Below are 14,176 nucleotides of genomic sequence, written 5' to 3' on the forward strand. Positions count from 1 at the left end.
CTCAGACCTCCTTCGCCGGCTGCACGCGGCGCTTATGCCTCTCGACGAAGTGCTCCATCGCGAAATAAAAGCTCGGCAGGATGTACAGCGTAAGCAGCGTAGCGATCGGCAGGCCGCCGACGACCACGGTAGCCAGTCCACGCTGCACGTCCGTGCCAATGCCGGTGGCGAGGGCGGCCGGCAGCATGCCCACGCTGGCTACGGTTGCCGTCATCAATACCGGACGGAAGCGTTCAGTCGCACCGGCGATGACCGCATCGGCAATCGACAGGCCTTCGGCGCGGACACGATTGATGTTCGACACCATGATGATGCCGTTCTGCACAGCCACGCCGAACAAGGCGATGAAGCCGACCGCAGTGGCGATGTTGAATGTCTCGCCGCGCAAGTGCAGCGAGAGCAAACCACCGAGGGTTGCCAGCGGCACTACCGCAAGCACCAGCAGCGCCTGGCGCAGCTTGCCGAATTCGGCGAACAGCAGCACCGCCATGATCGCCAGCACCAGCCCTAGCACCACGATCAGACGTGCCTGCGCACGCTGCTGGTTCTCGAACGTGCCGGCCCATTCGAGGTGATAGTTCTGCTTGTCGTAGTGCACCTTCGCGTCGATCTGCTGCTGGGCATCAACGAGATACTCCGACAACGCGCGATCGCGATTGTCGATGCGGATGGTCAGCTGACGATGGTTCTGCTCGTGCGAGATGGTGCTTTCGCCGGTCTTCATGCTGATATGTGCCACCAGCTTGAGCGGAACGGCTGCACCGGTGCTCGAAGTCAGCGGCAACTCCCCGATTGCCTCGATGCTGTTCGCTACCGTATTGGATACGCGGGCGGTGACGTTGTAGATGCGATCGCCCACATACACCTGGGTAATCGGCGCACCGCCGATGCCCGTCTGGATCAGGCTGCTGATATCGGCGACGTTGATGCCATAGCGCGCTGCCGCGTCACGATCAGCCTCGATCGCCAGCTGCGGGATCGGTGGCTCCTGGAAGATCGATGCATCGGCTGTTCCGCGCACGTCCCTGAGCACGTCGACGATCTGCCCGCCGATGCGGCGCAGTTGCTTGAAGTCATCTCCATAGATGCGCAGTACCAGGGGGCTATGCGCGCCGCCGATCATGTCGTTTTCGCCGTCGACGATCGGCTGGCTGATGCCTGCGCTGATGCCCGGTATCTGCTGCAGACGCGTGTTGAGCTTGCGCACGAACGCGGCCTTGTTCTCGCCTGACGGCCAGCTGTCGTAAGGCTTCAGGCCGACGCCGGATTCAATATGCGACGACGTCCAGGGATCGCTGCCGGTATCGTTGCGACCGAGCTGGGTGACCACGTAGGACACCTCGGGAAACGCGCCCACCACGCGGCGGTATTCACTGGCCATCTCACTGGCCTTGTCCAGCGACAGTCCGCTCGGCAGCTGCACCTGCACCCACAGGGAGCCTTCATCCAGGTCTGGCAGAAACTCGCGGCCGAGTGTCGCACCCAGCACCAACACGCTGAGCAGCGCCACCGCCGTTACCGTGTAGACCACCGGCATTTTATACAGCAGCCGACCCAGGCTGCCGCGGTAGGCCGCCTGCAATTTCTCCAGCGGTTTGTTGTGGAACAGCTTGCGCGGCTTGCGCAACGCGATGTATGCAATTCCGGGCGTCAGCGTGACCGTGCACAGCAACGCGGCCAGCAACGCATAGCCCACGGTGAATGCCATCGGCCGGAACAGCTTGCCTTCCGCATGCTCGAACGCGAACAACGGCAAATAAGCCGTAATGATGATCAGGGTTGCAAAGAAGATCGAACGGCCGACGTGCTTGGTCACCGTCATCACGTCGTCTTCGGTGAGCACCTCGTGGGGCTTTTCTTCACGACGGCGCAGGATCGCTTCCATCACCACGATGGTGCCGTCGACGATCACGCCGAAGTCGATGGCACCGAGCGAAAACAGATTCGCCGGCATTTTGGTGAAAAACATCAGGATGAACACGGTGACCAGGGACATCGGTATGGCCACCGCAGCCACCAGCGCCGATCGCGCACTACCCAGGAAAAGGATCAGCACGATGCAGACGAGGCCGACGCCTTCCATCACGGTGTGGAAGACTTTTTCCTTGGTCGCGTTGACCAGGTCGTCGCGGTCGATGTAAGGCACGATGCGCACGTCCTGCGCAGCGAATTGCTTGTTGAGTTCGTTGACCTTGGCGTGGATACCGTCCAGCACCAGCGACGGATTTTCGTACTTGAGCAGATCAACGATGCCTTCGACCGTGTCGGGATTGTTGTCCTTGCCCAGGATCCCTTCGCGCACCTGGTGGCCGTACTGCAACTTGCCCAGATCGCGCACCAGCACCGGCACGCCGTTGCTCTGGGTCACCACGATGTCGCCCAGGTCCTTCAGCGTGTGCACCATGCCGATGCCACGCACAATGTATGACTGCTCGCCGCGCGTGATGCGGCCACCACCGGCATTGGCGGTGTTGGCGGAAATCGCGCTGGTCACCTGGCCTGCGCTGACGCCGTAGCGCAACAGCTGTGCCGGGTCCAGTTCGAGCTGGAACTCCTTGGTGAAGCCGCCAAAAAAATCGACGTTGGCAACGCCGGGAACTTGCTCCAGCGCAGGGATGATCACCCAGCTCTGCAACTCTGACAGCTGCATCAGGTTCTTGCTGTTGGATTCCAGCGTGTAGCGATAGATCTCGCCGGCCGGGCCCGACACGGGATCAAGACCGGGCGTGATGCCGGGTGGCAGCGTGACCTGTCCAATCCGCTCGACCACACGCTGGCGTTCCCAGTAATCCTCGGCGCCATCCTTGAACGCCAGCGTGATCAGCGACAGACCGAACGTGCTGCTCGAACGGATGCTCACCAGGCCGGGCGTACCGGCGAGGCCGCGCTCCAGCGGCGTGGTGATCTGCTGCTCGATTTCCTCGGCGGCCAGGCCCGGCACCTGGGTGGTGACCTGGGCGGTGACGTCGCTCAACTCCGGGTAGGCCTCGATCGCCAGCTGGGTCCAGGAGTAATAGCCAAAGCACGCGACCAGGATCGTCACCACAATGAACAGCAGGCGCTTCTGGAAACAGAAGTGGAAGATCGCGTTAATCATTGAGCAGGACTCCGCCCCTCACGATCACACGGTCACCGGCCTTCAGGCCTTTCACGACGCGGGCGCCGGCGGCTTCGTCGTAGCTGAGCTCGACAGTGCGGCGCTCGAACGTCCACGGCGACACTTCGACGAACACCGTGATGCTGTCGTTGTTCATCAGCAGCGCGGACTCCGGCACAAACACCTGTGCCGGTTGCGGGATGCTGAAGCTCGCCTTCGCGAACATGTTCGGCTTCAGCCGTCCATCCGGGTTGGCGACGGCGATCCGCACCATGTCCCTGCGCGTGTCTGCCTGCAGCACGGGGCTGACAAAACTCACGCGACCATGAAATACCTCATCCGGATACGCGGCCAGAGTGGCGTCCACCGGCTGCCCCTTCGCGACCAGCCCGACATCGCTCTCCGGCACATTCGCGGTAATCCACACGGCGTCGAGATTGGCGATGGTCATCATCGCCGCGGTGGGGTCGTTGACATACATGTCCGGCGAGACCGACAGCGCGGTGATGTAGCCACTGACCGGCGCGGTGACCTTCATCGTCCGCGCAGAGCCCGGCGCACCGCCCACCGCCGCAAGCCGTGTCTGCGCGCGGTCGAACTCGGCCTGCGCCTGGCTATAGCCGCTTTGTGCGGCTTCCAGATCCTTTTGCGCCGCGCCGCCGGCTGCCTTCACGCCGCGCGCCCGGTCCAGGGTTTTCTTTGCCAGATCCAGCGTATCGCGCGCCTTCTCGACGTCGGCATAGGCTTGTGCCAGATCGCCTGAATCGACCACTGCAAGCAACTGGCCGCGCTCGACGCGATCGCCCAGGCCGACTTTCAATTCAACGACCTTGCCGGTCAGCGCTGGCAGCACATTGGCGGTACGAGATGGATCGGCTTCGATCGTCGCCGGAAAAACGAGCGCATGCGGAGCGTTGTGCAACTCGACTGGCTGCACCACCAGCTGCGAACGCAACGGTGAATTTTTTGGCACCTGCAGCAGACCGTGTTCGGCAATGACCACGGGCGCTGGCGGTGCCGCCTCGGTCGATCCATGCGAACAGGCGGCGAGCAGCAGCGTCAGGATGCTGGCGGTGACGAGCTGCGAAAAATTTCCAACGGAACGGAACAACATGAGCTTCCCCTTCGACATGAAGGTATGAACGAACCCGCTGCGGTCAATGACCCGCGGGCGATGCATACGGCGAGGAGAAGGCGGGCAGTTCAGTGGTGAACTGCGAGCGCATCCCGGGCCGCGGTGAGACCGTCAAAGGCCGCCGCGTTCCGGGCTCACTTCAGGACGAAGTGTGCGCAGTGCGGCGTCGATGCAGCCGTTTTGGAGGTGGTTTGTCGGTTGAGCCACTACTGTGCAAGGTCTGTGTTCTCCTGTTTGCTCGAAGTCGATGACAAAACGGTTACACCACGCCCGTACGATGGTTTGGCGCCTCGCGTACCAACCGCTCCTGCAGCAGGCCCGCACGCTCCAGCACCGGATAGGCAAGCGCAGCCAGGTGTGAATGGATGCGCTTGAGGTCGCGCAGGATGCGCAGGTAGACGTCGCCACCGCCGCCATCGCGGTGCTCGCGCAGCGCACGGATGTGCCGCTCCGAGCTCTCGTTCTCCATCCGCCACAGCAACGGCTTTCGCGCCACCAGCTGCTGCGCGGCGCGCGTGTCGCTGCGCAGGAACACCGCCACCGCCAGTTGCAGGCTCTCCATCACCTGGGCGTGCATCGCGAAAAGGTCGAGGATGTCGTCGGCACTGAAGTCCTGGCCTCGTTCGGCCTTCTTCGCGGCGAACTCCATCAGGTTGTTCGCAGTGATGTCGCCGATGTGCTCGATGTTGATGACGAATGCGAGGATGTCCTGGCTGCGCTCGCCGTCCTCCTCGTTCAGGGCTTCGCCGCCCAGCCCGGCGAGGTATTCGCGAATCGCCACGCCGAGACGATCCAGCGTCGGATCCATCCGGCTGATCGCCGCGGCGCGCGCACGGTCGTCCTTGCCGAATACTTCGACCAGTCCCTTGAGCATGCCTTCGACCATGTCGAGCATGCGCATCGCTTCGCGCGCCGCATTTGCCAGTGCCACGTTGGCGCTGTCCAGCGCCGCGGGATCAAGATATTGCGGCACCGCCGGATCGGACGGCTGTGGCGGCTCCGGCAGCAGGCGTACCAGAAACTGCGCAAAGCGCTCCACTGGGAGGATGAACAACAACGCCAGCGCGAGATTGAACCCGGTGTGGAAATTCACCACGATGCGCGCAGGCGAAGCACCCAGCGGTGCCAGCCATTGCGCGAGCGGATGCAGCAACGGCAGGCAGACCACGCAGCCGAAGCCGCGCACCATCAAATTGCCGAGCGGCAGGCGGCGCGCGACGGGCGTGGCCGCATCGAACAACGCCGGCAGCGTGCCACCGAGATTCGCGCCCAACACCAGCGCCAGTGCGCCGGGTGCATCGACTACGCCAGCGGTTGCCAGCGAAACGATCAGTAGCACCACTGCCACACTGGAATGACATGCCCAGGTAAGGATGGCCGCAACCAGCAGTGCGATCACCGGCTCATCGGACAGGCTCTGCAAGACCGCGCGCAGCGCCTGCGCGTTCTCCACCGGGGCCATCGTCAGCACCAGCAGATGCAGCGCAAGCAGCATCAGGCCCAGCCCGATGCCGACACGGCCGATGTTCTTGTAACGCGCGTCATCGCTGCGTTTGTGCATGGCCGTGCCGAGCAGGATAAAGATCGGCGCAATGATCGCGATGTCGAACGACATCACCTGCACGATCAGCGTGGTACCAACATTCGCGCCCAGCATCACGGTCAGCCCAGGCGCGAGACCGAGAAAGCCGCCGGCCGCGAACGAGGTCGCCATCATGCCGGTCGCGGTACTGCTCTGCAGCACGGCGGTGATGCATATGCCAAACGCGAACGCCGCCGGACGCCGGCCGAGATAACGACCCAGCCAACGACGCAATGCGCTGCCGTAACCGCGCAGCACGCCGCTGGTGACCATGTGCGTACCCCACAACAGCAGGGCGACATAGCCGGCGATGTCGAACAAGGCGAAGGTGCCTTTCATGTCAACTCAGCTCCAATTAGTTACACGCTCTTCGCGTTCGCCCCTTCTCCCCGGCGGGGAGAAGGTTGGGATGAGGGGCGGGTGCTTGCGCCGATGTTGATCGAATCAAAGCACGCTTAGGTGCAGCTAACCCGCGAGCACCCGCCCCTCACCTCAAGCCTCTTCCCCAAAGGGAGAGGAGGCTATTCATTCCCACCTCAAACTAAAGAGGTTGGGCAATCAGAGCCAGCGCCCGAAGCGACGGATGTAGACCACCTTCACCAACTGGGTCAGCGCGCAATACGCCAGCACCGTAATCGCCAGCCACCCGAAGTACACCCCCGGCATTTCCATCATGCCGATCTTGGTACCGATCGCGGTGTACGGCAGCAACATGCCGATCACGATGATCGCGGTGGTCAGCCCGAGCACTGGCGCAGCAGCACTGCTCTGCAGGAACGGGATCTTGCGCGTGCGGATCATGTGCACCACCAGCGTCTGCGTCAGCAGGCTTTCGATGAACCAGCCGGACTGGAACAGCGATTGGTGTGCCGCCGAATTCGCGCCGAACACGTACCACAGCAGCAGGAAGGTGGTCATGTCGAACACCGAGCTGGCCGGTCCCACCCACACCATGAAACGGCCGATGTCGCCGGCGTCCCACTTGCGCGGCTTGCGCAGATAGTCGTCGTCCATGCGGTCGAACGGTATCGACAACTGCGAGATGTCGTACAGCAGATTCAACACCAGCACCTGCAGCGGCAGCATCGGCAGGAACGGAAGGAACGCGCTCGCGATCAGCATGCTCAACACATTGCCGAAGTTCGAGCTGGCGGTCATCTTGATGTACTTCATGATGTTGCCGAATGTGACGCGCCCCTCGAGCACGCCCTCCTCCAGCACCATCAGGTTCTTCTCGAGCAGGATGATGTCGGCCGACTCCTTGGCGATGTCGGTCGCGGTATCCACCGAGATGCCGACGTCCGCCTCGCGCAGCGCTGGCGCATCGTTGATGCCGTCGCCGAGGAAGCCGACGGTGTGTCCCTGACGCTGCAACGACTTCACCACGCGGGCCTTCTGTGCCGGCGACATCTTTGCAAACACCGTGACACGCGCGACCAGCGCATCCAGTTCGGCATCTTGAAGCGACTCGATATCGCGACCCTGTACCGAGTGCGTGACGTCCAGTCCGACCTCGCGGCAGATCTTGCGCGCCACCGCTTCGTTGTCGCCGGTAATTACCTTCACTTCGACGCCGTGCGCGTGCAGTGCGAGGATTGCCGTAGCAGCAGAGTCCTTCGGCGGATCGAGGAACGCGAGACACCCGACCGCGATCAAGCCGCTTTCGTCGGCCACGCTGTAAGGACGCTCGTGACTCGGCTCACGCTGCATCGCCACGACCAGCACGCGCAGACCGTCTTCATTGAGGCGATGCGTCATCGCCTTGATTTCCTGTCGACGCTCATGGGTCATCGGCTCGATGACGTCGCCCACTCTGGCAAACGCACAGATCGACAGCATTTCCTCGACCGCACCCTTGCAGATCAGCAGGTGTTCGCCATCGTCCTTGGCCACCACCACCGACATGCGCCGGCGCTGGAAATCGAACGGAATTTCGTCAACCACCCGATAACGCGCCACCGTCCCTTCAAGATCGCGATGAGCCAGGACCGCCTTGTCCATCAGGTTTTTCAGACCGGTCTGGAAGTGGCTGTTGAGATAGCCATATTCGAGAGCCTCGTCGGACTCCTCGCCATCCAGATCCAGATGTCGCTCCAGCACAATCTTGTCCAGCGTCAGGGTGCCGGTCTTGTCGGTGCACAGCACATCCATCGCACCGAAATTCTGGATCGCGTTGAGCCGCTTCACCACCACCTTGCGCTTGGACATCGCCAGCGCGCCCTTGGCCAGGTTCGCGGTAACAATTAGCGGAAGCATTTCCGGAGTGAGACCCACGGCGACCGACAGCGCGAACAGCAGCGCCTCGAAGAAACCGTGCTTGAACCACTGGATACCCAGCACGATCGGGACCATGACCAGCATGAACCGGATCAGCAACCAACTGACGCTCTTGACGCCTCGATCGAAGCTGGTCTGCACGCGTTGACCGGTGATCGTTCGCGCGATCGAACCAAGGTAGGTGCGCGCACCGGTCGACACAACTACCGCGCTGGCGGTGCCGCTGACCACGTTGGTGCCCATGTAGCAGACCGTGGTGAGATCGAGCAGGCTGTCGTGCGAAGTTTGTTGTTTATGTTGCTCGATCTGCGCGTGGGTCGGCGCGAGTTTCTCCACCGGCAACGATTCGCCAGTGAGGATCGCCTGACTGATGAACAAATCTTTCGCCGTCAGCAGGCGAATGTCCGCCGGCACCATGTCGCCGGCTGCCAGATGCACGATGTCGCCGACCACAAGCTCGCTGACCGGCACTTCGATGCGCTCGCTGTGGCCGTCCGATGCCCGACGGGTGACCGTGGCGGTATTGCGCACCATCGCCTTCAGGTTTTCGGCAGCGCGCGAGGAGCGATACTCCTGGCTGAAGCTGAGCAGCACACTGATGCTCACCATCACGGCGATGATGATCGGCCCGGATAGATCGTCGGGCGTGATGACCACCTGCACCACTGCCAGAATCAGCAGCACGATGATGAAGGGGTTTTTGAACGTGCGCAGCAACTGCCGTGTCCAATGCGGCGGTTTCTCGTGCGAGACCTCGTTGGAGCCGTCGCGATTCAGCCGATCTTCTATTTGCTCTTCATCGAGGCCGGTCAGATTCGTGTCCAGCGACGCCAGCAGCGCATCGTTGGCCTGGAACGCCTCCTGCGCGACGGCGGCGTGCAGTAACACTGCCGCGCCCTTGCCCGCCGCCTTGACTGCGACGGCTTGATTGGATTGCTTGGTCATGACCCGCTTCCGTGATTCGCTGATGCCTGCCTACGGTGCGAGTCAGCGGATTCAATCCGCCGGCTGCGCTACTGTCAGCGCGTTTGGCCGCGCAAACGGCCAGAACGGCGCCGCCGCTGGCGGAGGCCATCCCTTGCATGACGTCAACGCAACCATCAGCGACTGGATACCAGTGCGAGATGTACAGAAGATGGCAGTGCATCGCCCTGGGCGTGCGTCGGGCGACTGTCGGCCACGGTGGGCCGGCGATGCAATTCGATCACGTTGCTGGCGGACGGCTGTTCGAGCGGTGCGGGCACGGTGATGGTGTAGGGGCGACGCACAGCATGACGACGACCGGCAAAGAGCCGGCGCAGTGCGCGCAACAGAAGGGTATCGCGAAGGAGCTTCATGGGCCCATCTCCTCGTAACGACGCCGTAGGCGTCGTCAGGGGTGGGCCGGTGTTTTCCTAGTCGAGGAAAGCACCAGCCGACCGCAGGCGGTCGCCGCAGGCGTTCAGCTTGTTGTTATGCGGCGTCGGCACCCGAAGCGAGCGGATGTCGACGTTGCGACTAGGGTAAACGTCCATATGCCTTTGTTTGTCAGGACTGGGAGCTGGTGGCAAGACGCGCCATTCAGCCCGCGTATTTTGCGGGGCAAACGAGCCCGAGTCAACGCAAAAACAGGCATCCGTCGGGGAATTCGTTCACATTCGGCCACATCGGGCCGGATCACAGGATCCGTTGGCCGGATCCACCAGCGTGATGGGTGAAATACGGCGTATTACTATCGATCGGGCCCGCAAATCCGCATAGGGACCGTTCGCCCTGAGCGTAGCGAAGCGGAGTCGAAGGGCATGCATTTCACCTCTTGCCACGATCTGGAACCTGATGATGGATCCCGCTCAACTCTATGCCCAGGCCACCGCCGCCTTCAGCCAGCGGGAGTGGCGCAAGGCGCTCGACATGGCGACGCAGCTGCTGCCACTGGCACCCAACGGGGCCGAGCTGCATCACCTCGCAGGGGTGTCGGCGCTGGAGCTGCAGCAAATGCCGCAGGCGCTCCAGTATCTGCAGCGGGCCATGTTCCTGTATCCGCTACGGGCCGACTATGCGACCCAATTTGCCAAGGCGCTCTCTATGGTCAACCTGTCGGCCGATGCCGTGACCGTTGCGGAGCGGGCACTGACACTGTTGCCGCTGGACGCACAGACACTCGACACACTTGGCGTGATCTACACCCGCGCGAATTCCCATGAACGCGCTACTTCGCTATACGACCGCGCCGCGACGCTGGCGCCGAGCCAGCCGAACTACCGGTACAACTTCGCCAAATCGCTGGTGTTCCTGGGCGACCTGGACGCCGCGGAACGCGAGCTTGAGGCTTGCCTGGGACTGGCGCCGTGGCATTGGAGCGCGCATCTGACGTTGTCACAGCTGCGCAAGCAGAGCGCCACCCGCAATCACCTGGAACGCTTGCATGCGCTGTTGCCGAAGACGGTGGCAAACCATGACGCGCAGTTGAATCTCCATTTGGCGCTGGCCAAGGAATACGAGGATCTGGCGGACTATCCCAAGGCATTCGAACACCTTGTAGCGGGCAAGGCAGCAGCCATGGTCAAACCCGATGATTCGTCTCAACGGGACGAGGCGCTGTTCGAGGCAATCACCCGCGCATCGCCCCGACAGCAGCCCGCCTCGGCCGGCTTCGCCACCGAGGAGCCCATTTTCATCATCGGCATGCCGCGTTCGGGCACCACGCTGGTGGAGCGCATCATCTCCAGCCATCCCGACGTGCACTCCTCTGGCGAGCTGCAGAACTTCGCCCTCGCGCTCAAACGTGCCTCGGGTAGCCGCACGCCGCAGCTGATCGACGTCGATACCATCACCCGTTCGCAAGACGTCGATTGGCGCCAGCTGGGGGAGAGCTATCTGGCCAGCACCCGACCCGATACCGCAGGCAAGCCTCGCTTCATCGACAAGCTGCCGCACAACTTTCTGTATGTCGGCGCGATCGCGAACGCACTGCCCAACGCAAAGATCATCTGCCTGCGGCGCGACCCGATGGACACCTGCCTCAGCAACTTCCGCCAGCTGTTCACGCTGGCATCGCCCTACCACGAATATTCGTTCGACCTGCTCAACACCGGCAGGTATTACATCCTGTTCGATCGCCTGATGGCGCACTGGAAGCAGGCGTTCCCGGGGCGCGTCCTGGAAGTGGATTACGAAACGCTGGTGAATGCGCAGGAGGCCAGCACGCGGCAGCTACTTGAATTCTGCGGCCTGCCCTGGAACGACGCCTGCCTGAATTTCGAGAGCAATCAGGCACCCGCCAGCACCGCCAGTGCGGCACAGGTGCGCGAGCCGATCTACCGCAACGCGCTCAAGCGATGGAAGCACTACGAGGCGCAATTGGCTGAACTGCGCGAGCTGCTGGGCAACGCAGGCATCGCGCTCGATCGGTGAGTTGCAGCGCGCTCAGACCGTGCGTTGAAACATCAATCCCTGCTGCATGATCGGCGCGACCAACCAGTGGTCGGCCAGCAAGAGTGCGAACAACGCCATCAGGTACACGATGGAATACTTGAAGACGCGCATCGCAAAAAATTCGTCCGGCGGATTCAGCAAGCGGATCGCGTAGTACAGGAAGCCCAGGTCGAGCACGACCGCACCGCCCAGATACATCAGGCCGCTCATGCCGGTCAGCGCCGGAAGCAAGGTCACCAGCACCAGCAGCACGGTGTAGAACAGCACGTGCCAGCGCGTATAGACGACGCCATGCGTGACCGGCAGCATCGGCACTTTCGCTCGCGCATAGTCCTCACGGCGGAAGATCGCCAGCGCCCAGAAATGCGGCGGCGTCCATACGAAAATGATCAGGCACAGTTGCAGCGCAAACGGATGCAGCGCATCGGTCACCGCGGTCCAGCCCAGCACCGGCGGGATCGCGCCAGCCAAGCCGCCGATCACGATGTTCTGCGGCGTCGCGCGCTTGAGGTAAGCGGTGTAGACCAGCGCGTAACCGATCAAGCCGCCGAATGTGAGCAACGCGGTGAGCGGGTTCACCAGCAACGCCAGCACCAGCATCGAAGCGATGCCGAGCAACACCGCAAACACCAGCACCTGATGCGGCGTGAGCTTGCCGGTGGCCAGTGGGCGACGCGCCGTGCGCGCCATCAACTTGTCGATGCGCTCGTCGATAAGGTGATTGAATGCGGCAGCCGAACCGGACGCCATCCAGATGCCCAGTGTGCCGAACACCAGTGCGCGCCATGGCGGTATGCCTGGCACGGCGAGAAACATGCCGATCACCGCGCAGAACACCAGCAACGCAACAACGCGCGGCTTGGTCAATTGCAGGTACTCGCCCACCAGATCTCCGAACTGTGCCATCTCAATACCTTCCGGACGTCTGGAACATCAATGCATCATGCCGCTTCTGCGTGCGCGCCAGCGCAACCAGCAAGGTGAACAGCAACAGCTCGGCAACGCCATTGTGAGCGGTTGCCACAGCCAGCGGCAATCCGAAATACACATTGCTGATACCCAGCAGCACTTGACCCACCAGCGCCAGTGCGATCGCGATACCGTACCCGCGCAAACCACGCCTGACCAGCTTGTACGACAGCCACAGGAGATAGCAGAACACCACCAGCGCACCGGTGCGGTGCGCGACCTGGATCGCGCTGCGCGCGGCCATGTCCAGCACACCGCCTTCGTAATTGACGCCGATGCCACGCGACAACACGAAGCCCTGATGAAAATCAGTCGGCGGCATCCACTGTCCCAGACATTGGGGGAAAGAACCCGGGCCGTAACCACAGGCCAGCGCCGCGTAGTTCGCCGAGGTCCAGCCGCCCAACGCGATTTGGCAGAACAGCAGCACGATGCCGATCGCCACCAGCTTGCGCAGATCGGCCATGCGGTCATCCACCGAACCCACCCCGGCAAACCGCAGCGCGGCGTACGCCAGCAAGGCAAACGTGGTCATGCCGCCGAGCAGATGGCCCATCACTACCACCGGCCTCAACAACAGCGTCACCGTCCACATGCCGAGCATGGCCTGGAAGATGATCACCGCCAACGCCAGCACGCAGAGCTTCCATGCGCCGGGCCGCCTCAGCCCCATCGCCGCAAGCAGCGGCAGCGCGATCGCACAGCCGCCCAGCAACGATGACCATTCACGTTCGCCATGGATGTAAAGGCTTACCCCGACCGCCGCGAACACTGCGCCGCCGAGCACTGCGATCTGCGCACCGCGCTTGCGCCAGGTAGCAAGCAGCGCCAACCCCAGCACCAACACACCCAGCGTGCCGGCAAGGAAGCGGTGCACCTGCTCGCGCCAGGCCTTGTGTGCCTCGTACGGCCGATCCGGGAACGCGGCATCGGCGTGCGCCACCGCCTGCGCATGCTGCGGCCACGTCACCTGGCCATAGCAGGTCGGCCAGTCCGGACAGGACAGGCCAGCATTGGACAGCCGCACGAACGCGCCGAACATCACCAGCCCCAGCGCGAACACCGCCGCCAGCAGCGACAGCCCGCGCAGGATTTTCAGCAAACGCGACGACATCAGTGGATCACCTTCTGCAGATCCTTGCGCAACCCGGAAGGATCGAAGCCGGCAGGATACAGTGACAGCGCGGTGCCGTTGGACTCCACCAGCAAGGCACTGACACTGTCTGGCGTGCTTGGCCGGAACATCGCGAGCTTGCCGTCGACGTCGGTACCGAGCTGCCAGTAATTCCTGATGCCGTCGCGCTGGTCGTTCACTGGCGGGGTGCCCAGATAGAGCAATCGCAGTCGCGACATGTTGCTGCTGAGCGTGACGCGTGCGGCGGCCATCTTGGTCAGCGTCGCCAGACACTGCGCGGCGCAATCCGGGCCGGCCAGCGCCACCAGGGTCATGCGCGGCTCACTGTCACGCCAGGCATAGGGCTGGCCATTCGCCAGCTGGACGACCAGCTTCTCGCTGACGAAATTGCGCTGCGGCTGCACCGGCTGGCCGTTGCCCTTGGCATCCGGTTGCCAGCCTGCATAGGTGAGCCAACCGGCAACCATCATCGGCGCGGCAAACACCAGCGCAATCAGCAGCAGAAACATGCGGCTTTTGCGCAACGCGGCGGGGTCAACGCTATTCATCGGGCTTCCATCGGGTTTC

The 14,176-nt window shown here is 62.7% G+C and carries 9 protein-coding genes; 1 reads left to right on the forward strand and 8 read right to left on the reverse strand.

Annotated elements, in window-relative coordinates; translation table 11 throughout:
- Nucleotide 1: 1 nt before the first annotated feature.
- From HDE77_RS12820 to HDE77_RS12840, 5 genes are all read right to left on the reverse strand, one after another.
- A complete protein-coding gene (locus tag HDE77_RS12820) occupies nt 2-3,097 on the reverse strand; it encodes a CusA/CzcA family heavy metal efflux RND transporter (RefSeq protein WP_184417733.1) in 3,096 nt (1,031 codons plus the stop codon).
- Entirely contained in the window at nt 3,090-4,211 is a 1,122-nt protein-coding gene (locus HDE77_RS12825) for an efflux RND transporter periplasmic adaptor subunit (protein ID WP_184417735.1), read from the reverse strand. Before HDE77_RS12825 ends, HDE77_RS12820 begins: the two co-directional genes overlap by 8 nt.
- Before the next feature lie 280 nt (nt 4,212-4,491).
- Nucleotides 4,492-6,153 (reverse strand): Na/Pi cotransporter family protein, encoded by a 1,662-nt coding sequence (locus HDE77_RS12830; protein WP_184417737.1) that lies wholly within the window; start codon nt 6,151-6,153, stop codon nt 4,492-4,494.
- A gap of 219 nt (nt 6,154-6,372) precedes the next feature.
- Nucleotides 6,373-9,036: a magnesium-translocating P-type ATPase gene (gene mgtA, locus HDE77_RS12835; RefSeq protein WP_184417739.1), complete on the reverse strand. Its 2,664-nt coding sequence runs from the start codon at nt 9,034-9,036 to the stop codon at nt 6,373-6,375.
- 155 nt (nt 9,037-9,191) lie between these two features.
- Nucleotides 9,192-9,428 carry a hypothetical protein gene (locus HDE77_RS12840; protein ID WP_184417740.1) on the reverse strand — a complete coding sequence of 79 codons (237 nt, stop codon included), beginning with the start codon at nt 9,426-9,428 and terminating at the stop codon, nt 9,192-9,194.
- 478 nt (nt 9,429-9,906) lie between these two features.
- Between HDE77_RS12840 and HDE77_RS12845 the strand changes: the two genes are divergently transcribed.
- Nucleotides 9,907-11,484: a tetratricopeptide repeat-containing sulfotransferase family protein gene (locus HDE77_RS12845; protein ID WP_184417741.1), complete on the forward strand. Its 1,578-nt coding sequence runs from the start codon at nt 9,907-9,909 to the stop codon at nt 11,482-11,484.
- A 12-nt stretch (nt 11,485-11,496) separates the two neighbouring features.
- Here HDE77_RS12845 and cyoE read toward each other — a convergent pair whose 3' ends face one another.
- Genes cyoE through HDE77_RS12860 form a run of 3 tightly spaced genes read right to left on the reverse strand, consistent with a single transcriptional unit; the run spans nt 11,497 to nt 14,157 of the window.
- Nucleotides 11,497-12,411 carry a heme o synthase gene (cyoE, locus tag HDE77_RS12850; RefSeq protein WP_184417742.1) on the reverse strand — a complete coding sequence of 305 codons (915 nt, stop codon included), beginning with the start codon at nt 12,409-12,411 and terminating at the stop codon, nt 11,497-11,499.
- A gap of 1 nt (nt 12,412) precedes the next feature.
- Nucleotides 12,413-13,588, reverse strand: coding sequence for a COX15/CtaA family protein (locus HDE77_RS12855; protein ID WP_184417743.1), 1,176 nt, complete (start codon nt 13,586-13,588; stop codon nt 12,413-12,415).
- Entirely contained in the window at nt 13,588-14,157 is a 570-nt protein-coding gene (locus tag HDE77_RS12860; RefSeq protein ID WP_184417744.1) for a hypothetical protein, read from the reverse strand. Before HDE77_RS12860 ends, HDE77_RS12855 begins: the two co-directional genes overlap by 1 nt.
- Nucleotides 14,158-14,176 lie beyond the last annotated feature (19 nt).

Origin of the sequence: Rhodanobacter sp. MP7CTX1 (assembly GCF_014205795.1) — a bacterium.
Classification (GTDB): Bacteria; Pseudomonadota; Gammaproteobacteria; order Xanthomonadales; family Rhodanobacteraceae; genus Rhodanobacter.

Excerpts from the sequence above, each read along its gene's own strand:
- HDE77_RS12820 (WP_184417733.1), bottom strand. The coding sequence starts at position 3,097 with ATGATTAACGCGATCTTCCACTTCTGTTTCCAGAAGCGCCTGCTGTTC.
- HDE77_RS12825 (WP_184417735.1), bottom strand. The coding sequence starts at position 4,211 with ATGTTGTTCCGTTCCGTTGGAAATTTTTCGCAGCTCGTCACCGCCAGC.
- HDE77_RS12830 (WP_184417737.1), bottom strand. The coding sequence starts at position 6,153 with ATGAAAGGCACCTTCGCCTTGTTCGACATCGCCGGCTATGTCGCCCTG.
- mgtA (WP_184417739.1), bottom strand. The coding sequence starts at position 9,036 with ATGACCAAGCAATCCAATCAAGCCGTCGCAGTCAAGGCGGCGGGCAAG.
- HDE77_RS12840 (WP_184417740.1), bottom strand. The coding sequence starts at position 9,428 with ATGAAGCTCCTTCGCGATACCCTTCTGTTGCGCGCACTGCGCCGGCTC.
- HDE77_RS12845 (WP_184417741.1), top strand. The coding sequence starts at position 9,907 with ATGATGGATCCCGCTCAACTCTATGCCCAGGCCACCGCCGCCTTCAGC.
- cyoE (WP_184417742.1), bottom strand. The coding sequence starts at position 12,411 with ATGGCACAGTTCGGAGATCTGGTGGGCGAGTACCTGCAATTGACCAAG.
- HDE77_RS12855 (WP_184417743.1), bottom strand. The coding sequence starts at position 13,588 with ATGTCGTCGCGTTTGCTGAAAATCCTGCGCGGGCTGTCGCTGCTGGCG.
- HDE77_RS12860 (WP_184417744.1), bottom strand. The coding sequence starts at position 14,157 with ATGAATAGCGTTGACCCCGCCGCGTTGCGCAAAAGCCGCATGTTTCTG.